Consider the following 19,000-nt stretch of genomic DNA (forward strand, 5'->3'; position numbering starts at 1 on the left):
ATTACTCCGTGCCCACAGGGTCGGCTTGCAGTTTGGTTTCGACTTCTATGGCGGGCTTCGCGTCAGGCTTGACCCACCAGGTGTTAATCCCGATGTCGTATTTGGGCGAGACTTTCGGGTGACCGATGTGGTTCCAGTACGCCACGCGCCAGGTCTTGATGTGCCAGTTGGGGACCACGTAGTAACCCCATTGCAGCACTCGATCCAGCGCCCGCGCATGCGCCACCAGGCTGCTGCGCGAGTCGGCGTTGATCAGGTTCTCCACCAGTTGATCGACGATTGGATCCTTCAGGCCCATGGTGTTGCGGCTGCTCGGTTTGTCGGCGGCGGCGCTCATCCAGAATTCGCGCTGCTCGTTACCCGGCGAGTTGGATTGCGGGAAGCTGCCTACCATCATGTCGAAGTCCCGCGAGCGCACGCGGTTGATGTATTGCGAAACGTCGACACGGCGGATCACCAGATCGATGCCGAGGTCGGCCAGATTGCGTTTGAACGGCAGCAGCACGCGTTCGAATTCGGTCTGCGCCAGAAGGAACTCGATGACCACCGGTTTGCCGCTGGGGTCGACCATTTTGTCATCGACGATCTTCCAGCCAGCCTCTTGCAGCAGTTGATAGGCCTCACGCTGTTGGGCGCGGATCATGCCGCTGGCGTCAGTCTTGGGGTTCTCGAAGGCTTCGCTGAACACCTGCGCCGGCAGTTTGCTGCGAAACGGTTCGAGGATCGCCCGTTGCTCGGCGTCGGGCAGGCCGGTGGCGGCCATTTCCGAGTTCTCGAAATAACTGCGGGTACGGAAGTAGGCACCGTTGAACAGCTGTTTGTTGGTCCACTCGAAATCAAACAGCAGGCCGAGCGCCTGACGCACCCGCACATCCTGAAACACCGGACGGCGCAGGTTGAAAACGAAGCCCTGCATGCCGGTCGGGTTGCTGTTGGCGATCTGTTCCTTGATCAAGCGGCCTTCGGTGACCGCCGGGATGTTGTAAGCGTTGGCCCAGTTCTTCGCGGTCATTTCCAGCCAGTAATCGAACTGGCCGGCCTTCAGCGCTTCGACGGCGACGGTGTTGTCGCGGTAGTAATCGGTGGTCATCACATCGAAGTTGTAGAACCCGCGATTGACCGGCAGATCCTTGCCCCAGTAGTCCTTGACCCGTTCATAGCGCACCGAGCGCCCGGCTTTCACTTCGGCGACCTTGTACGGGCCGCTGCCCAGCGGGATCTCCAGATTGCCCTTGGAAAAATCACGATTGGCCCACCAGTGTTTCGGCAGCACCGGGAGTTGACCGAGGATCAGCGGCAACTCGCGATTGTTGGTGTGCTTGAACTTGAACAACACCTTGAGCGGGTCTTCGGCGATGGCCTCTTCAACATCGCTGTAGTAGCCGCGAAACAGCGGCGAGCCGTCCTTGGTCAGGGTCTGGAAGCTGAACACCACGTCTTCGGCGCGCACCGGATGGCCATCGTGAAAACGCGCTTCCGGGCGCAGGTAGAAACGCACCCAGCTGTTGTCCGGGGCTTTCTCGATCTTCGCGGCGATCAGGCCGTACTCGGTGAACGGTTCGTCGAGACTGTGCTTGGTCAGGGTGTCGTAGATCTGCCCGACGTCATCGGCCGGCACGCCTTTGCTGATGAACGGGTTGAGGCTGTCGAAGCCGCCGAACCCGGCCTGACGGAAGATCCCGCCCTTGGGCGCGTCGGGGTTCACGTAATCGAACTGCTTGAAGTCCGCCGGGTATTTCGGCGGCTCGTTGTACAGGGTCACAGCGTGTTGCGGGGCGGCAATCGCCAGCCCGGCGAACAGCAGACCGCTGGCCTGCACGAGCAGGGCGCGGATGGGCGTCATTTATTGTTCTCCGAAGATTTCAGCCACCACGCGCTCAGGCCCAGGGTGTAGGGCGGCGTGGTGACGAAGGCCAACCGGTTGCGGTAGGCCAGTCGGTGATAATTGAGGTACCAGTTGGGAATGCTGTAGTGCTGCCAGAGCAGCACGCGGTCGAGCGCCTTGCCGGCGGCGACCTGTTCGTCGCGGGTTTGCGCGGCGAGCAATTGTTCGAGCAGGTGATCGACCACCGGGTTGGCAATGCCGGCGTAATTCTTGCTGCCCTTGACCCCGACCTGACTGGAATGGAAGTACTGCCATTGCTCCAGACCCGGGCTGAGGGTCTGGTTGAGGGTCATCAGGATCATGTCGAAATCGAACTGGTCCAGGCGCTGTTTGTATTGAGCGCGATCCACCGTGCGCAGGCGCGCGTCGATGCCGATGCTGTTGAGGTTCTCGATATAGGGCTGGAGGATCCGCTCAAGGTTCGGATTGACCAGCAACAGTTCGAAGCTCAGCGGCTGCCCTGCGGTGTTTTGCAGGCGCTGGCCGTTGAGCTTCCAGCCGGCCTCGGCGAGCAGGGCCAGGGCCTTGCGCATGGTCTCTCGCGGGATGCCACGGCCATCGGTTTGCGGCAGGGTGAACGGCTCGGTGAACAGCTTGGCCGGAAGTTGCTCCTTGTACGGCTTGAGCATCAGCCATTCATGCCCGACCGGCAGCCCCGTCGCGGAAAACTCGCTGTTAGGGTAGTAGCTGGTGGTGCGCTGGTAGGCGTCGCTGAACAGCGCACGGTTGGTCCATTCGAAGTCGAACATCAGGCCCAGCGCTTCGCGCACCTTGACGTCGCTGAAGGTCGCGCGTCGGGTGTTCATGAACAGGCCCTGGCTCTGGGTCGGGATCTGGTGCGGAATCTGCGCCTTGATCACTTCGCCACGGCGTACCGCCGGGAAGTTGTAGCCGTTGGCCCAGTTCTTCGCCTGATGCTCGATGTAGATGTCGAATTCGCCGGCCTTGAACGCTTCGAAGGCCACGTCGCTGTCGCGGTAGAACTCGACTTCCATGCGATCGAAGTTGTACTTGCCGCGATTGACCGGCAGGTCCTTGCCCCAGTAATCCTTGACCCGCTCGAAAATCAGCTGCCGCCCCGGCGTCACTGAGGTGATGCGGTACGGGCCGCTGCCCAGCGGTGGTTCGAAGGTGGTGGCCTTGAAGTCGCGATCCTTCCAGTAATGCTGTGGCAGCACCGGCAACTCGCCGAGGCGCAGGATCAGTAACGGATTGCCCGAGCGTTTCATCACGAAACGAATGCGCTGCGGGTTGAGGATGTCGACCCGCGACACTTCCTGCAGGGCGGTGCGGTACAGCGGGTGGCCGTCCTTGAGCAGTGTTCGGTAGGAGAACGCCACGTCGTAAGCGGTGATCTGGGTGCCGTCGTGAAAGCGTGCTTCCGGGCGCAGATTGAACACCACCCAGCTGCGATCTTCGCTGTACTCCACCGATTGCGCGATTAAGCCATAACTGGACGCCGGTTCGTCACCGGACGGCGAATACTGGCCGGTGCCGACCATCAGCGGCTCGTTCAGCTCGTTGATGCCGTACTGCAGGAAATTCGGTGTGGTGACCGGGCTGGTGCCCTTGAACGTGTATGGATTGACCGTATCGAAGGTGCCGAACGCCATCACCCGCAACGTACCGCCCTTGGGCGCTTGCGGGTTGACCCAGTCGAAGTGGGTAAATCTGGCCGGGTACTTGAGCGTGCCGAACTGCGCATAACCGTGACTTTCGGTAATCGTCGCGCTTGCGGGTGAGCTCAAGGCCAGGCTGATCAGGAGCAGGAGGAGGGGACGCTTCAAGTCAGATCCGATCCAGGCGGCTTGGGCTTTGTGGGCCGTACAGTAACAGCTTGTCTGGACAGGAAAAAGATAGCGGGTTAATGCGCTGTTAATCGGCGTGCAATGCTTGCCCGGTTTGCATTGTAGCGAGGGGATTTATCCCCGATGGACTGCGTAGCAGTCCCCGTGGTTTTTGGAAGGCAGGGGTCGCTTCGCGCCCCATCGGGGATAAATCCCCTCACCACAAGGAATCCGTCAGGGACAATATTCTGGTAATAAAAAAGCCCCTGAAAAGTCAGGGGCTCTTCTGTCAGTGCGGCTGGTAGACCGTGAGCATCTGCCCAGGCTTGAGGGCCTTGCCGGCACCCGGGTTCCAGCGCTTGAGATGCTGCATCTCGACGTTGAAACGCTTGGCCACCACGTACAGGGTGTCGCCACGTTTGACCTTGTACTGGGTCTGCTGCTGGCTGTCGGCTTTGCCTTTGCTCTTGCTGTTGGCGGCGATCACCGTGTTGACCCGGCCACCGCTGCGCGCCGGGGTGCGCTTGGTGTTGTCCTGCATCACCAAGGTCTGGCCGACCTTGAGGTTCTTGCCGGTCAGCTTGTTCCAGCGCTGCAGATCCTTGACTTCGACCTTGTTGGCCTTGGCAATGGAACCGAGATTGTCGCCGCGTTTGACCCGGTAAGCGCGCTTGAGCTTCGCCACTTCAGTCGGGTCGGCACCGTCGAACACCGGCTTCAGCGAACGCGGGCTGATCAGCTCTTCAGGCCGCATGGTCTGCAGGCTGGCGGTCAGCAATTGCGCCTTGGACGTCGGCACCAGCAGATGCTGAGGGCCGTCGATGGTGGTGCGCTGCTTGAAGGCCGGGTTGAGCTGGAACAGCTCGTCTTCGTCGATGTTGGCCACCGCCGCAACCTTGGACAGGTCCATGCGCTGGTTGATTTCGACGACCTGGAAATAGGGTTCGTTGGCGATCGGGTTGAGGTTCACCCCGTAGGCTTCCGGGGCCAGCACCACTTGCGACAGGGCCAGCAGCTTCGGCACGTAGGCCTGGGTTTCCGCCGGCAACGACGACAGGTTCCAGTAGTCGGTCGGCAGGCCAAGCTTCTCATTACGCTCGATGGCGCGGCTGACCGTGCCTTCACCGGCGTTATACGCCGCCAGGGCCAGCAGCCAGTCACCGTTGAACATGTCGTGCAGGCGAGTCAGGTAGTCCATCGCGGCGGTGGTCGAGGCGGTGATATCGCGACGGCCATCATAGAAGCGGGTCTGGCGCAGGTTGTAGTAACGACCGGTGGACGGGATGAATTGCCACAGGCCCGATGCGTCGGCCCGGGAATAGGCCATCGGGTTGTAGGCGCTCTCGATCACTGGCAGCAGGGCCAGTTCCAGCGGCATATTGCGCTCTTCGAGGCGTTCGACGATGTAATGAATGTAGAGACTGCCGCGTTCGCCGGCGTTCTCCAGAAAGGACGGGTTGCTGGCAAACCACAGCCGCTGCTGCTCGATGCGCGGGTTGACGCCCAGGCCGTCCTGCAGCTGGAAACCACCGCGCATGCGCTCCCAGATGTCCTGAGGCACCTGCGGGCTAGGCTTTTCGCTGAGCCAGATCGGTTTCTGCTTGGCTCGCGCAGCAATGTTCGGCGTATGGCTCGCTTCAGGTTGCGGAGCATGGCTGGAACAGCCCGCCAACGTGGCGGACACAGCCACCGCGATGGCTTGCGCCAGGCGGGTCAGCGTGTCTGAATTGACGGACTTACGTATGGATGACGACATTGGCTGGAAGTAAGTTCCGGGCAAAAATGTCGGGCGATTCTAGAAAGCGCACCCCCTGCGGTCAACCATTCAGAATTTTTGTACCAACTGGTGAGTCACTTAGAACTTATCTTTCCATGCCCGCAGAGCCGCAAAAACCTCACTCGGCGCCCGGTTTTGAGCGCCTGCCCGTTCGTCCACTTTTTGTGTAACTAATGTTTCAGCGGTACGCAAAAACGGATTTGTGAGCTTTTCCAGGGCCAGGGTAGAGGGCAGGGTCATCACGCCTTTTTCCCGTTGCCGGGTGACTTTTTCCAGACGGGCGGCAATGTCCGGGTTGCTCGGTTCGACTGCCGCAGCAAATTTCAGATTGCTCAGGGTGTATTCATGGGTGCAATACACCAGCGTATCCTCGGGCAGGGCAGCGAGACGGCCGAGCGAGTGGTGCATCTGCTCCGGCGTGCCTTCGAACAGGCGTCCGCAACCGGCGGCGAACAGGGTGTCGCCGCAAAACAGCAGGCCGTGGTGGTAATAGGCGATGTGGCCGAGGGTGTGACCGGGCACCGCATAGACATCGAAATCCCAGCCGAGCACGCTGACCGTGTCGTTGTCCTTGAGCGCCACGTCGCGCCCCGGGATGTTTTCGCTGGCCGGGCCGGAGACTTTAGCGCCGGTTGCCGTTTTCAGGCGTTCGACGCCGCCGACGTGATCGTGATGGTGATGGGTGATCAGAATGTCGCTCAACACCCAGCCCGGGTGCGCGGCCAGCCAGGCCTGCACCGGCGCGGCATCGCCCGGGTCGACCACGGCGCAGCGCTGGGTGCGGTGATCCTGTAACAACCAGATGTAGTTGTCGGTGAACGCGGGCAGGGCACTGATCTGTATCATCGTCGGAATTCGCCAAGCGGAAAACATTGGCGCATCTTAGAGCTTCTAGCGGCGTTGGAGAATGACATGACCGATAAAGCGTTCGCTCAGGCCGATCCCGACTGGCTGGCGTTGATCGGCGCGGCCCGAGAATGGCTGGCCGGCCCGCTCGGGCAATTTCTGCTGGATGAAGAACGGCGCATGCTCGAAGACGAGTTGGGGCGGTTCTTCGGCGGCTATCTGGTGCATTACGGGCCGTCGGCCCAGACTCCGCCGTCGGCGCCGCAGGTACAGCGCAACGTGCGGCTCGGCGCGCCGTTGCCGGGTGTCGAGATCGTCTGCGAGGAACAGGCCTGGCCATTGAGTGAGCACGCCGCCGACGTGGTGGTATTGCAGCACGGTCTGGATTTCTGTCTGTCGCCCCACGGTTTGCTGCGCGAAGCGGCGAGCAGCGTGCGCCCCGGCGGGCATCTGCTGATCATCGGCATCAACCCCTGGAGCACCTGGGGCTTGCGCCACGTTTTCGCTCACGACGCCTTGCGCCAGGCACGCTGCATCTCGCCGTCGCGGGTCGCCGACTGGCTCAATCTGCTGGGGTTTGCGCTGGAGAAACGCCGCTTCGGGTGCTATCGTCCGCCGCTCGCGTCGCCCAAGTGGCAGGCCCGACTGGCCGGCTGGGAACGCAAGGCCGGCGACTGGCAACTGTCGGGCGGTGGCTTCTATTTATTGGTCGCGCGCAAGATCGTGGTCGGCCTGCGCCCGGTGCGTCAGGAGCGTCGCGAGCCGATGGGCAAGCTGATTCCGCTGCCGATGGCCAAGGTCAACCGCCGTCGTATCGAACCGTAAACCTTCTTTTTATAGTGGCCGGACTTGTTCCGGCCGCGGCCATCGTCGATCCGCGATTGACGGGGCCAGGCATTTTTCTGGATAGAGTGGCATGAGCGAAAGCGTCGATAGCGTAGAACTGTTCACCGACGGTGCCTGCAAGGGCAACCCCGGCCCAGGCGGCTGGGGCGCCTTGCTGGTGTGCAAGGGCGTCGAAAAGGAACTGTGGGGCGGCGAAGCCAATACCACCAACAACCGCATGGAACTGCTCGGCGCCATCCGTGGCCTCGAAGCCTTGAAGCGTCCGTGCGAAGTGCTGCTGGTGACCGACTCGCAATATGTGATGAAGGGCATCAACGAGTGGATGGCCAACTGGAAAAAACGCGGCTGGAAGACGGCGGCGAAAGAACCGGTGAAAAACGCTGATCTGTGGAAAGAGCTGGATGAGCAGGTCAATCGCCACAAGGTCACCTGGAAGTGGGTGCGCGGGCACATTGGTCATCACGGTAACGAACGGGCTGACCAGTTGGCCAACCGTGGGGTGGATGAAGTTCGCGGGTACAAGCAGAGCTGATTAACGGCGCTGCACTGTGGTACGGCCCATTCGCGAGCAGGCTCGCTCCCACATTGGAATGCGCTTCCCTGTGGGAGCGAGCCTGCTCGCGAATGGGGCGACACGGTCTGACTGAAACACCCCCACCGAGCGTGTTAACATCGCCGCTTTTGCACGATTGACCCCGTTGAGAATTGAACACTGATGGCCACCAGATCCGTTGTACTCGATACCGAAACCACCGGCATGCCGGTGACCGATGGTCACCGGATCATTGAGATCGGCTGTGTCGAACTGATCGGTCGGCGCCTGACGGGCCGGCACTTTCACGTCTACCTGCAACCGGATCGCGAGAGTGACGAGGGCGCGATCGGCGTTCACGGCATCACCAACGAATTCCTCGTCGGCAAACCGCGCTTCGCCGAAGTGGCCGACGAGTTCTTCGAGTTCATCAACGGCGCGCAACTGATCATCCATAACGCGGCGTTCGACGTTGGCTTCATCAACAACGAATTTGCCTTGATGGGTCAGCACGATCGCGCTGACATCACCCAGCATTGCACCATCCTCGACACCCTGATGATGGCTCGGGAACGTCACCCGGGGCAGCGCAACAGCCTCGACGCCTTGTGCAAACGTTATGGCGTCGACAACTCTGGCCGTGAACTGCACGGCGCCTTGCTCGACTCGGAGATTCTCGCCGACGTCTACCTGACCATGACCGGTGGCCAGACCAGTCTGTCGCTGGCCGGCAACGCTTCCGACGGCAATGGCACGGGCGAGGGCGCGGACAACTCCGCCACCGAAATCCGTCGTCTGCCGGCGAGTCGTCAGCCTGCGCGGATCATTCGGGCGACGGAAGAGGAACTGGCGGCGCATATGGCGCGACTCGAAATCATTGCCAAGTCGGCGGGTGGGCCGGCGTTGTGGACACAGATTGCCGAGGCTGATGCTCAGGCCTGAAAGATCAAAAGATCAAAAGATCAAAAGATCAAAAGATCGCAGCCTTCGGCAGCTCCTACAGGGGATCGCATTTCTTTGTAGGAGCTGCCGCAGGCTGCGATCTTTTGCTTTTGACGAGATGAAGCCAACTGGCCACCCTCGCCACTTTCGCTGCAACCCTCTACCCTGAGTGCATTGGCAGACTTTGATCCGCCGCCTCGGGACACTGAGCCTCATGTACAAAGATTTGAAGTTTCCGGTGTTGATCGTCCACCGCGACATCAAGGCCGACACGGTCGCCGGTGACCGTATCCGTGGCATCGCCCGGGAGTTGGAGCAGGAAGGTTTCAATATCGTTTCGGCCATCGACTACACCGAAGGGCGGTTGGTGGCCTCCACCCATCATGGTCTGGCGTGCATGCTGATCGCTGCCGAAGACGCCAGCACCCACTCGCATCTGCTGCAGAACATGGCCGAACTGATCGGTCTGGCCCGGGTGCGCGCGCCGGATCTGCCGATCTTTGCCCTCGGCGAACAGGTCACTCTGGAAAACGCCCCCGCCGATGCCATGGTCGAGCTCAATCAACTGCGCGGCATTCTCTATCTGTTCGAAGACACTGTGCCGTTTCTGGCGCGGCAAGTGGCGCGGGCGGCGCGCAAGTATCTGGACGGTCTGCTGCCGCCGTTTTTCAAGGCGCTGGTGCAGCACACCGCCGACTCCAACTATTCCTGGCACACCCCCGGGCATGGCGGTGGCGTGGCCTATCACAAGAGTCCGGTGGGGCAGGCGTTTCATCAGTTCTTTGGCGAAAACACCCTGCGTTCGGACTTGTCGGTATCGGTGCCGGAACTCGGTTCACTGCTCGATCACACTGGGCCGCTGGCCGAAGCCGAAGAGCGCGCCGCGCGCAACTTCGGCGCCGATCACACGTTTTTCGTGATCAATGGCACCTCGACCGCCAACAAGATCGTCTGGCACTCGATGGTCGGTCGGGATGATCTGGTGCTGGTCGATCGCAACTGCCACAAGTCGGTGCTGCACGCGATCATCATGACCGGCGCGATCCCGCTGTACCTGTGCCCGGAGCGCAATGAGCTGGGGATCATCGGCCCGATTCCGCTGAGCGAATTCAGCCGCGAATCGATTCAGGCGAAGATCGACGCCAGCCCGCTGACCAAGGGCCGGGCGCCGAAAGTCAAACTGGCGGTGGTGACCAATTCGACCTACGACGGCCTGTGCTACAACGCCGAGCTGATCAAACAGAGCCTGGGCAATAGCGTTGAAGTGCTGCATTTCGATGAGGCGTGGTACGCCTACGCGGCGTTTCACGAGTTCTTCGCCGGGCGTTATGGCATGGCCACCTCGCGCACCGAGGACAGCCCGCTGGTGTTCACCACTCACTCCACGCACAAGCTGCTCGCCGCGTTCAGCCAGGCCTCGATGATTCATGTGCAGGACGGCGGAGCGCGGCAACTGGACCGTGACCGTTTCAACGAAGCGTTCATGATGCACATCTCGACTTCGCCACAGTACAGCATCATCGCTTCGCTGGATGTGGCCTCGGCCATGATGGAAGGCCCGGCCGGGCGTTCGCTGTTGCAGGAAACCTTCGATGAAGCGCTGAGTTTTCGCCGGGCGCTGGCCAATCTGCGCCAGCACATTGCGGCGGACGACTGGTGGTTCTCGATCTGGCAGCCGCCCGGCGTCGAAGGCATCGACCGGGTGCAGACTGAAGACTGGCTGCTGCAGCCGGACGCCGACTGGCACGGCTTCGGCGAAGTCAGTGACGACTATGTGCTGCTCGACCCGATCAAAGTGACCCTGGTCATGCCCGGGTTGAATGCCGGTGGCGCGCTGAGCGAGAAGGGCATCCCGGCAGCGGTGGTCAGCAAGTTTCTCTGGGAGCGCGGGCTGGTGGTGGAGAAGACCGGGCTGTATTCGTTCCTGGTGCTGTTCTCGATGGGCATCACCAAAGGCAAGTGGAGCACGCTGCTCACCGAGTTGCTGGAGTTCAAGCGCAGTTACGACGCCAACATCAGTCTCGCGACCTGCCTGCCGTGCGTGGCGCAGCAAGACACCGCGCGCTATCGCGGCATGGGCCTGCGTGACCTGTGCGATCAACTGCACGCCTGTTACCGCAGCAACGCCACCGCCAAACATCTGAAACGCATGTACACGGTGCTGCCGGAAATCGCAATGAAGCCGGCCCATGCCTATGATCATCTGGTGCGCGGCGAAGTCGAGGCGGTGCCGATCGATGAGCTGGAAGGAAGGATCGCGGCGGTGATGCTGGTGCCGTATCCACCGGGAATTCCATTGATCATGCCCGGCGAGCGCTTTACCGAGGCAACCCGCTCGATCATTGACTACCTGAAGTTCGCCCGCACGTTCGATAGCAGCTTCCCCGGTTTTGTCGCTGATGTGCATGGACTGCAACATGAAGACGAGGGCAATGGACGGCAGTACACCGTCGATTGCGTCAAGGAATGAGGACTTTTCCGAGTATGCAACCGGTCATGAATCCGAAATACCCAGGGCTGTCGGTGCGCGTCGCCGACGATGGTTTCGCGGCGTACATCTGGGGCAGCGACTTCAGTTTCGAGGTGGCCGCGTACGGTGCCGCCCTCATTGGTCAACCGGTCGAGCGCTGGGCGGTGACGCCGATCGTGCCGTACCGCAAGTGCTACGGCATTGATCCTGAAGAGTTCAGCAGCTATCGCGATGCCGCCGACAGCGCGATTTTCATGGCGTATCTCGATGATGAGCCGGTCGGTCATCTGGTGATCAGCACCAACTGGAACGGCTTTGCCCATATCGATGAGCTGGCGGTACACGCACCGGCGCGCCGGCATGGTGTGGCCAAGGCGCTGCTGGATGTCGCGCAGTTCTGGAGTCGCAAGAAAAAACTGCCGGGGATCATGCTCGAAACCCAGAACAATAACCTCGGTGCCTGTCGCCTGTATGAGCGTTGTGGCTACGAGATTGGTGGTATCGACCATTTGCGTTATCGCGGGATTGATCCGAACACTGCGGAAATTGCGCTGTTCTGGTACCGGCTGTTCGATAACCCGCTGGAAAACCCACTCAGCTCGCCAGCATCGCCTCGGCTTGTTCCGTGATGATCGTCAGCAGGGTCTGAACCGCTGTCGGCGTGGCGCTGTGTCGGTAGGTCAGGGCATACAGGCTGATCGGCACCGCCGGTGACAACGGGCAGACATCCAGTCCGCTCGTCCGCGCGCCGAGGGCGGTGAACGGGTCGACGATGGCCAGGCCTTCGCCGGCCTCGACCATGCTGCGCATCATCTGATGGGTTTGTACTCGGGTCTGGATGCTCGGCGCCGGGCGTAGGGCCTGGAGTTTGTGCTCCAGCGCCGGGCTCAACGGGTCGTGGCCTTCGAGGCCGACCATTGCCTGGCCAGCGAGATCCTGCAGGGAAATGTATTTCTGCTTCGGTTGCAGCCAGCCGTGGGGCGCGAGCAGTTGCAGCTTGCCGTGGGCCAATGGCTGGCAATGGATGTCGGGGTGTTCCGGATCGTGCAGGCTCAGGCCCAGATCGCTTTCGCGCAGCAGCAGGCTGCGGACGATGTCGCAGGTCGGAGAGCTGAGCAAGCGGCAAGGAGCGTCGGGCAAGCGTCGGCGCAGCAGCGCGATACTTTGCGGCAACAGCTGTTGCGCCAGCGGCGGGGTGCCGATGATGCGCAGGGGCGGGGCGAGGTATTGCTTGAGGCTGCTGGCCAAGCGCTGCACCGGCTCCAGCGCCTGATAGACGTGAGCGATTTCCACCTGCAACGCCCGCGCTTCAGGCGTCGATTGCAGCCGGCCGCGTACGCTGGCGAACAGCATGAACCCCAACTCGCTCTCGGCTTCGCGCAAACGCTCTTCGACCTCGGTCACCGGGAGCTGCAGCCATTCGGCGGCGGTGCCCAGGTGACCGGTCTGCAAGAGCGCCTGAATCACTTCGATATGACGTAAACGCATGCGTGAAGTCCATGTTCAGCAGGTGGGGTCAGTGGCTGAATCCTACCCCAAGTCTGCGCATATGACTTCTGCTCATAACGGCCAGTTATGACGCGACGGTTGTCTCAGGCTCACGGGTCAGGGTAATACCTGACTGAACCAGGAGAAACTCGGTGTCACTGACTTTGTTGACGCGATCGCCAATGGCCAGTTTGTAAATCGGCTCCGAGCCAGTGGAACCGTCTGCCGACGGGGTGGATTCCTGGAACTCATGCACGGAATAAACGCGGCCTTCCGCATCTCTTGCATGGAACTGACCGACGAGTACTGCTGCCATCTGCTTAGAACCTCTGGAGATAAAACGCTTGATTTGCGGCTTGGTAGACCGTCATCAAGCCCTGTAAGTTTTCCTACAGGAAAAAAATAATCAGCGCGCAGGAATTTCCCTTGCTCGCTGGTGAAACTGTCATCGAATCATCTATAACTACTGGCTCTTCCCACCGACAGTCGAGAGTCTTCCATGAGCAATGTCTACAACGTCGCTGTAGTCGTCGGCAGCCTGCGCAAAGCATCGATCAACCGCAAAGTCGCGCTGGCGCTGGCCGAACTGGCACCGGCGAACCTCAAACTGAAGATTGTCGAGATTGGCGACCTGCCACTCTATAACGAAGACATCGACGGCGATTCACCGCCGGCAGCCTACAGCACTTTCCGCCAGGAAGTCGGTTCTTCCGACGCGGTGCTGTTCGTCACCCCGGAATATAACCGCTCGGTGCCGGCGCCTTTGAAGAATGCGATTGACGTGGGTTCGCGGCCGTATGGCAAAGCCGTCTGGAGCGGCAAACCGGGTGCGGTGATCAGCGTGTCGCCGGGGGCGATTGGCGGTTTTGGCGCCAACCAGCATTTGCGCCAGTCTTTCGTGTTTCTCGATGTGCCGTGCATGCAGCAGCCGGAAGCGTATCTGGGGGGCGCGGGTTCGGCGTTTGACGAGGCGGGCAAGTTGAGCGAGTCGGTGAAACCGTTCCTGCAGAATTTCATCAATGCGTATGGGAAATTTGTGGAACAACACAAAAAATAATCTGGTCAGAGCTGCGATAAAACAGAGATCCTGTGGGAGCGGGCTTGCTCGCGAAGGCGGTGTGTCAGACACAAAGTTGTCATCTGACACACCGCTTTCGCGAGCAAGCCCGCTCCCACGTTTGGATCTCCACTCATTGAATAATTGAAGGCTGTCGCGAATGCTCGCTGCGTCACTGATCTTCCTGCTGACCATCACCCTTGTCATCTGGCAACCCAAAGGCCTCGGGGTCGGCTGGAGCGCGACGCTCGGCGCCGTGCTGGCACTGATCTTCGGCGTCGTGCACTTGAGCGATATTCCGCTGGTGTGGCAGATCATCTGGAACGCCACCGGCACGTTCGTTGCGCTGATCATCATCAGCCTGTTGCTCGACGAAGCCGGGTTCTTCGCCTGGGCCGCGCTGCACGTGGCGCGCTGGGGGCGGGGCAGTGGGCGCAAGCTGTTTGCCTTCATGGTGCTGCTCGGCGCGCTGGTGTCGGCGTTGTTCGCCAATGACGGCGCGGCGCTGATCCTCACGCCGATCGTGATTTCGATGCTGCTGGCGCTGCGCTTTTCCCCGGCGGCGACCCTGGCGTTCGTCATGGGCGCCGGCTTCATCGCCGACACCGCGAGCCTGCCGCTGGTGGTGTCGAACCTGGTCAACATCGTTTCGGCGGACTTCTTTCACATCGGCTTCAACCGCTATGCGGCGGTGATGGTGCCGGTCAACTTCGTCAGCGTGGCCGCGACGCTAGGCGTGCTGATGTGGTTTTTCCGCCGCGACATCCCCAAGGCCTACGACCCCGAACAGCTCGAACAGCCGCACACGGCGATCCACGACAAAGCCACGTTCTATGCCGGCTGGGTGGTGCTGGTGATTTTGTTGATCGGCTGCTTCTTCCTCGAACAGCTGGGCATCCCGATCAGCGCGATCTCGGCGGTCTGCGCGGCGCTGCTGCTGGGGATCGCCGCCCGTGGCCACAAGATTTCCACGCGCAAGGTGCTGAAAGAAGCGCCGTGGCAGATCGTGATTTTCTCGCTGGGCATGTATCTGGTGGTCTATGGCCTGCGCAATGCCGGGCTGACCGGCTACTTGGCCGGCTGGCTGGATGTGTTTGCCGGGTACGGTGTGTGGGGCGCGGCGCTGGGCACAGGGGTGCTGACCGCGCTATTGTCATCGATCATGAACAACTTGCCGACGGTGCTGATCGGCTTGTTGTCGATCGATGCCAGTCAGGCCAGCGGTGTGATCAAGGAAGCGATGATCTACGCCAACGTGATCGGCAGCGACTTGGGGCCGAAAATCACCCCGATCGGCAGTCTGGCGACCTTGCTCTGGCTGCATGTGCTGGCGCGCAAGAATATCCGGATTGGTTGGGGCTATTACTTCAAGGTCGGGATTGTGCTGACGGTGCCGGTGTTGTTGATTACCTTGGCGGCTTTGGCGCTGCGGTTATCCCTTTAGACCGAGTTGCCCCAATCGCGAGCAGGCTCACTCCTACCTTGGAATGCGTTCCCCTGTAGGAGTGAGCCTGCTCGCGATAGGGCCGGTTAAGGCACTACAACTCTCACACCTGCCCCGGCACATTCGGCCAAAGATCCGCCACCAGAAACAACCGCTCCGCCTCTTCCCATTCGCCCCGCGCATTCTCGGTCAGGCGCACCAGCAGTTGCGCCGGGGCCATCGGTTCCAGGTCGTCCAGCCACATCTGCAGATGTTCAGCACTCCAGGTCTGATCCGCCGGGTAGTGTGCCGGCGCCAGCCATGCATGGCGGGGCAGGGGTTGCCAGCGCCCGGCCGGACGCTGAGCGACGAATGCCGACCAGTCCTTCTGATGCAGCCAGCTCCCACGCAAATGTTGCGGATGCGCGCCGCTCGGTGATGCAGACGTGCCGGGCCACGGGTACAACAGGTATCCGCCCAGCCACAACTGCGCACTGAACACCTCGATATCCAGCTTCGCCAGCACCTCACGGCTTTCCGGGCGCGCCGAGATCGGCAGTTGGTGTTCGGCCAGATGCGCCAGTTTGCGGTCCAGTCGATCATGACAACCCGGCCCCAGCCATTGCGCCGGGTCGTGGCCGTCGCCTTCCTGCGGGCCGAGGTAGAGCTTGATCGCCAGTTCCAGGTGATGCACGCCGTCGCGGTCGCGCAGCAGCATGTCGAGTTCACCGAGGGTGTGGCCTTCGCGGCGGATCGGCAGGTTGGCGGCAATCAGTTCGATGCCCGGCGCATGCTCCACGGCAAACTGCCACAACCGTTCGTAATACAGGCCCAGCCGCCGCGTGCGCGCCTGCGACAGCCAATGCAACAAGCCATAACTGTCGCGATCGAGTTGCCGCAGCCAGTGCTCCAGGCGCTGCGGATCACTGACCCAGTCGCTGCCGGCCAGCGGATGGCGCTGCGGCCACGGCGTTGCGGCCAGCATCGGAGGGGCGAGAATCACCCACGCCAGGTCACGCACTTCCGGATGGCGTAATTGGTGTGGTAACTGGAGCAGGTCGGGAAACAGGATCATCTTGCGAGCATAGCCTTAAACACGCGCGCACCCTTGAGGCTGAAAGGATTTTGTCTATCGCGGGCTTTCGCCCATAATCGTGTTTTTCGCGTTTTCGATTGTCCGCAGAGGTCCCATGGAGCAATTTCGTAATATCGGCATCATCGGTCGCCTGGGCAGTTCCCAGGTGCTGGATACCGTCCGCCGACTGAAACGCTTTCTGCTCGATCGTCACCTGCACGTGATTCTCGAAGACACCATCGCCGAAGTCCTGCCGGGCCACGGCCTGCAAACCTCGTCGCGCAAGATGCTCGGCGAAGTCTGCGACATGGTCATCGTCGTCGGCGGTGACGGCAGCCTGCTCGGCGCCGCGCGGGCGCTGGCCAAGCACAATATTCCGGTGCTGGGGATCAACCGTGGCAGCCTTGGTTTCCTCACCGACATTCGTCCCGATGAGCTGGAAGTCGAAGTGGCCAAGGTGCTCGACGGCCATTATCTGGTGGAAAACCGCTTCCTGCTGCAAGCCGAAGTTCGCCGCCATGCCGAGGCCATCGGCCAGGGCGATGCGTTGAACGACGTGGTGCTGCACCCGGGCAAATCGACGCGGATGATCGAGTTCGAGCTGTACATCGACGGCCAGTTCGTTTGCAGCCAGAAGGCCGACGGCCTGATCGTCGCCACGCCGACCGGTTCCACCGCGTACGCGCTGTCCGCTGGTGGCCCGATCATGCATCCCAAGCTCGATGCCATTGTGATCGTGCCGATGTACCCCCATATGTTGTCGAGTCGGCCAATTGTGGTCGATGGCAACAGTGAGCTGAAAATCGTCGTGTCGAAAAACATGCAGATCTACCCGCAAGTCTCTTGCGACGGGCAGAACCACTTCACCTGCGCGCCGGGCGACACCATCACCGTCAGCAAGAAAGCCCAGAAGCTGCGGCTGATTCACCCGCTCGACCACAACTACTACGAAGTCTGCCGGACCAAGCTCGGCTGGGGCAGCAAGTTGGGTGGTGGAGGCGACTGATGCTCGATCCCGCGCGCAGTTATGACTTGATTGGTGACGTGCACGGATGCGCCCTGACCCTCGAACACTTGCTTGACCGACTCGGTTATCACAAGCAGGGCGGGGTCTGGCGGCATCCATCGCGCATGGCCGTGTTCGTCGGCGACATCATCGACCGTGGCCCGCGAATCCGCGAGGCGCTGCACATCGTCCACGACATGGTCGAGGCCGGGCAGGCGCTGTGCATCATGGGCAATCACGAATTCAACGCACTGGGCTGGAGCACGCCGGCGCTGCCGGGCAGCGGCAAGCAGTTCGTCCGAGAGCACACGCCGCGCCATGCACGCCTGCTGCAGGAAACCCTGACCCAGTTCGAAGACCATCCGGGCGACTGGCATGACTTCCTCAACTGGTTCTACGAGCTGCCGCTGGTGGTTGATGCCGGGCGCTTCCGTGTGGTGCACGCCTGTTGGGATGCCAGCCTGATCGAACCATTGCGCGGGCTGTTTCCCGATGCGCGCATCGACGAGCATTTTCTCCAGGCCTCGGCCGTGCCCGGCAGTTTCGCCTGCACCGTGTTCGACCGCTTGCTGCGCGGCACCGACATGCGCCTGCCGGATGGCTTGACCATGACCAGCGGCGACGGTCTGGTGCGCTCGTTCTTCCGCACCAAATTCTGGGAAGACGACCCGAAAACCTACGGCGACATCGTCTTCCAGCCAGATGCGCTGCCGGAGCCGGTGGCGCAGAAGCCGCTGACCTCCAGCGAAAAAAACAATCTGCTGCGCTACGGCATTGACGAGCCGTTGTTGTTCGTCGGCCACTACTGGCGCAGCGGCAAACCGGCGCCGATCCGCCCGAACCTCGCGTGTCTCGATTACAGCGCGGTGCTCTACGGCAAACTGGTGGCCTATCGTCTGGATCAGGAAACACGCCTGGATCCGCATAAATTTGTCTGGGTCGATGTCGAGCGGCCGGAGGTGCTGCAATGAGTGCGGTAGCGGTATTGCGTCTGCCGTTGGCGGTGGACCTGAGCGGTTTCGTCAAGCTGCTGCAACGGATGCAGGTGCCGCATCGGGTCAGCGAAGAGGCGGGCGAGCAGGTGCTGTGGGCACCTTCGGAAATCAGCGAAGACGTACGTTCGCTGTACGAGCGCTTCCCGGCCGGTGACCCCGATCAGCAACTGGACATCCCGCTGGCGCCGACTTTCAAGCGTCCGAGCTTCGCCGAGCAACTCAAACACGCCAAGGCCACCGGGTTGATCCTGCTGCTGAGCCTGCTGGTCGGTGGCCTGACCTATCTGGGCGACAACCTCGACACCATTCGCTGGCTGACCTTCCTCGACTTCCGCGTGGTCGGCGAGTACATCCAGTTCACGCCGCTGGCCGACAGCCTGGCGGCGGGGCAGTGGTGGCGCCTGTTCACGCCGATGCTGCTGCACTTCGGCATCCTGCACCTGGCCATGAACGGCATGTGGTACTGGGAACTGGGGCGGCGCATCGAGTCACGTCAGGGCAGCATCAACCTGCTCGGTCTGACCCTGCTGTTCAGCCTGGTGTCGAACTACGCGCAGTTTGCCTGGAGCGGCCCGAGCCTGTTTGGCGGCTTGTCTGGCGTGCTCTACGGTTTGCTCGGCCATTGCTGGATTTTCCAGTTGCTGGCGCCGAACCCGGCGTATCGCCTGCCGCGAGGCGTGCTGGTGATGATGCTGGTGTGGCTGGTGATTTGCATGTCCGGACTGGTCTCGATGATCGGTTTCGGCCAGATCGCCAACGCCGCGCACGTCAGCGGGTTACTCATCGGATGCTTCACCGGTTTGTTGGGCGGTTTGTATAACCGCCGTAAACTGGCCGCCTGAAATTTTAAGTGAATAAAGAGCACGGAGAC

Annotated in this window: 17 protein-coding genes; 10 read left to right on the plus strand and 7 right to left on the minus strand. The window is 61.3% G+C overall.

The annotated features are described in order from the left end of the window. Position 1: 1 nt before the first annotated feature. The 4 genes from CRO59_RS14660 to gloB form a co-directional block, all read right to left on the minus strand. Positions 2-1,843: an extracellular solute-binding protein gene (locus tag CRO59_RS14660; protein ID WP_097087923.1), complete on the minus strand. Its 1,842-nt coding sequence runs from the start codon at positions 1,841-1,843 to the stop codon at positions 2-4. Further along, positions 1,840-3,672, minus strand: coding sequence for an extracellular solute-binding protein (locus CRO59_RS14665; RefSeq protein WP_097087921.1), 1,833 nt, complete (start codon positions 3,670-3,672; stop codon positions 1,840-1,842). Before CRO59_RS14665 ends, CRO59_RS14660 begins: the two co-directional genes overlap by 4 nt. A 289-nt stretch (positions 3,673-3,961) precedes the next feature. After that, positions 3,962-5,428, minus strand: a complete 1,467-nt coding sequence (locus CRO59_RS14670; protein WP_007965321.1) for a LysM peptidoglycan-binding domain-containing protein — start codon at positions 5,426-5,428, stop codon at positions 3,962-3,964. A 99-nt stretch (positions 5,429-5,527) separates the two neighbouring features. Continuing rightward, a complete protein-coding gene (gene gloB / locus CRO59_RS14675) occupies positions 5,528-6,295 on the minus strand; it encodes a hydroxyacylglutathione hydrolase (protein WP_097088211.1) in 768 nt (255 codons plus the stop codon). Positions 6,296-6,361: 66 nt separating this feature from the next. Here gloB and CRO59_RS14680 point away from each other — a divergent pair, with 66 nt between their 5' ends. The 5 genes from CRO59_RS14680 to CRO59_RS14700 all read left to right on the plus strand — a co-directional run bounded on the left by CRO59_RS14680 (position 6,362) and on the right by CRO59_RS14700 (position 11,714). Beyond that, positions 6,362-7,120 carry a methyltransferase domain-containing protein gene (locus tag CRO59_RS14680; protein WP_003224159.1) on the plus strand — a complete coding sequence of 253 codons (759 nt, stop codon included), beginning with the start codon at positions 6,362-6,364 and terminating at the stop codon, positions 7,118-7,120. 91 nt (positions 7,121-7,211) lie between these two features. Continuing rightward, positions 7,212-7,673 (plus strand): ribonuclease HI, encoded by a 462-nt coding sequence (gene rnhA, locus CRO59_RS14685; RefSeq protein WP_003224162.1) that lies wholly within the window; start codon positions 7,212-7,214, stop codon positions 7,671-7,673. 183 nt (positions 7,674-7,856) lie between these two features. Next, positions 7,857-8,615 (plus strand): DNA polymerase III subunit epsilon, encoded by a 759-nt coding sequence (dnaQ, locus tag CRO59_RS14690; protein WP_027613146.1) that lies wholly within the window; start codon positions 7,857-7,859, stop codon positions 8,613-8,615. Positions 8,616-8,829: 214 nt separating this feature from the next. Continuing rightward, positions 8,830-11,085, plus strand: coding sequence for an Orn/Lys/Arg decarboxylase N-terminal domain-containing protein (locus tag CRO59_RS14695; RefSeq protein ID WP_097087919.1), 2,256 nt, complete (start codon positions 8,830-8,832; stop codon positions 11,083-11,085). 14 nt (positions 11,086-11,099) lie between these two features. Further along, complete coding sequence (locus CRO59_RS14700) at positions 11,100-11,714, plus strand: GNAT family N-acetyltransferase (RefSeq protein WP_097087917.1); 615 nt, start codon at positions 11,100-11,102, stop codon at positions 11,712-11,714. Here CRO59_RS14700 and CRO59_RS14705 read toward each other — a convergent pair. After that, positions 11,680-12,573 (minus strand): LysR substrate-binding domain-containing protein, encoded by an 894-nt coding sequence (locus CRO59_RS14705; protein WP_097087916.1) that lies wholly within the window; start codon positions 12,571-12,573, stop codon positions 11,680-11,682. The two genes, CRO59_RS14700 and CRO59_RS14705, sit on opposite strands and share 35 nt — an antisense overlap. A gap of 85 nt (positions 12,574-12,658) precedes the next feature. Next, the gene (locus CRO59_RS14710) at positions 12,659-12,889 is read right to left on the minus strand and encodes a hypothetical protein (protein WP_007965845.1); all 231 of its coding nucleotides are present in this window, start codon (positions 12,887-12,889) and stop codon (positions 12,659-12,661) included. Between the two features lie 183 nt (positions 12,890-13,072). Here CRO59_RS14710 and CRO59_RS14715 point away from each other — a divergent pair, with 183 nt between their 5' ends. Together CRO59_RS14715 and CRO59_RS14720 are read left to right on the plus strand one after the other, a co-directional pair. After that, the gene (locus CRO59_RS14715) at positions 13,073-13,630 is read left to right on the plus strand and encodes an NADPH-dependent FMN reductase (protein ID WP_027613142.1); all 558 of its coding nucleotides are present in this window, start codon (positions 13,073-13,075) and stop codon (positions 13,628-13,630) included. Positions 13,631-13,790: 160 nt separating this feature from the next. Beyond that, positions 13,791-15,074 (plus strand): arsenic transporter, encoded by a 1,284-nt coding sequence (locus CRO59_RS14720; RefSeq protein ID WP_097087915.1) that lies wholly within the window; start codon positions 13,791-13,793, stop codon positions 15,072-15,074. A gap of 103 nt (positions 15,075-15,177) precedes the next feature. Here the strand turns inward: CRO59_RS14720 and CRO59_RS14725 are convergent, their stop codons facing one another. Further along, on the minus strand, positions 15,178-16,128 hold the full coding sequence (locus tag CRO59_RS14725; RefSeq protein ID WP_097087912.1) for a DUF1853 family protein: 951 nt from the start codon (positions 16,126-16,128) through the stop codon (positions 15,178-15,180). Positions 16,129-16,243: 115 nt separating this feature from the next. On the opposite strand from CRO59_RS14725, the gene CRO59_RS14730 reads away from it, so the two are divergent. The 3 genes from CRO59_RS14730 to CRO59_RS14740 are packed head-to-tail and all read left to right on the plus strand — an operon-like array spanning position 16,244 to position 18,971. Then, positions 16,244-17,134, plus strand: coding sequence for an NAD(+) kinase (locus CRO59_RS14730; protein ID WP_003224174.1), 891 nt, complete (start codon positions 16,244-16,246; stop codon positions 17,132-17,134). Next, a complete protein-coding gene (locus tag CRO59_RS14735) occupies positions 17,131-18,105 on the plus strand; it encodes a metallophosphoesterase (RefSeq protein WP_371917819.1) in 975 nt (324 codons plus the stop codon). The genes CRO59_RS14730 and CRO59_RS14735 overlap by 4 nt, the downstream gene beginning before the upstream one ends. Next, entirely contained in the window at positions 18,102-18,971 is an 870-nt protein-coding gene (locus CRO59_RS14740; RefSeq protein ID WP_027613138.1) for a rhomboid family intramembrane serine protease, read from the plus strand. The genes CRO59_RS14735 and CRO59_RS14740 overlap by 4 nt, the downstream gene beginning before the upstream one ends. The last annotated feature ends 29 nt before the right edge of the window (positions 18,972-19,000 follow it).

Origin of the sequence: Pseudomonas sp. LAMO17WK12:I5, assembly GCF_900215165.1 — a bacterium.
Taxonomy (GTDB): Bacteria; Pseudomonadota; Gammaproteobacteria; order Pseudomonadales; family Pseudomonadaceae; genus Aquipseudomonas; species Aquipseudomonas putida_A.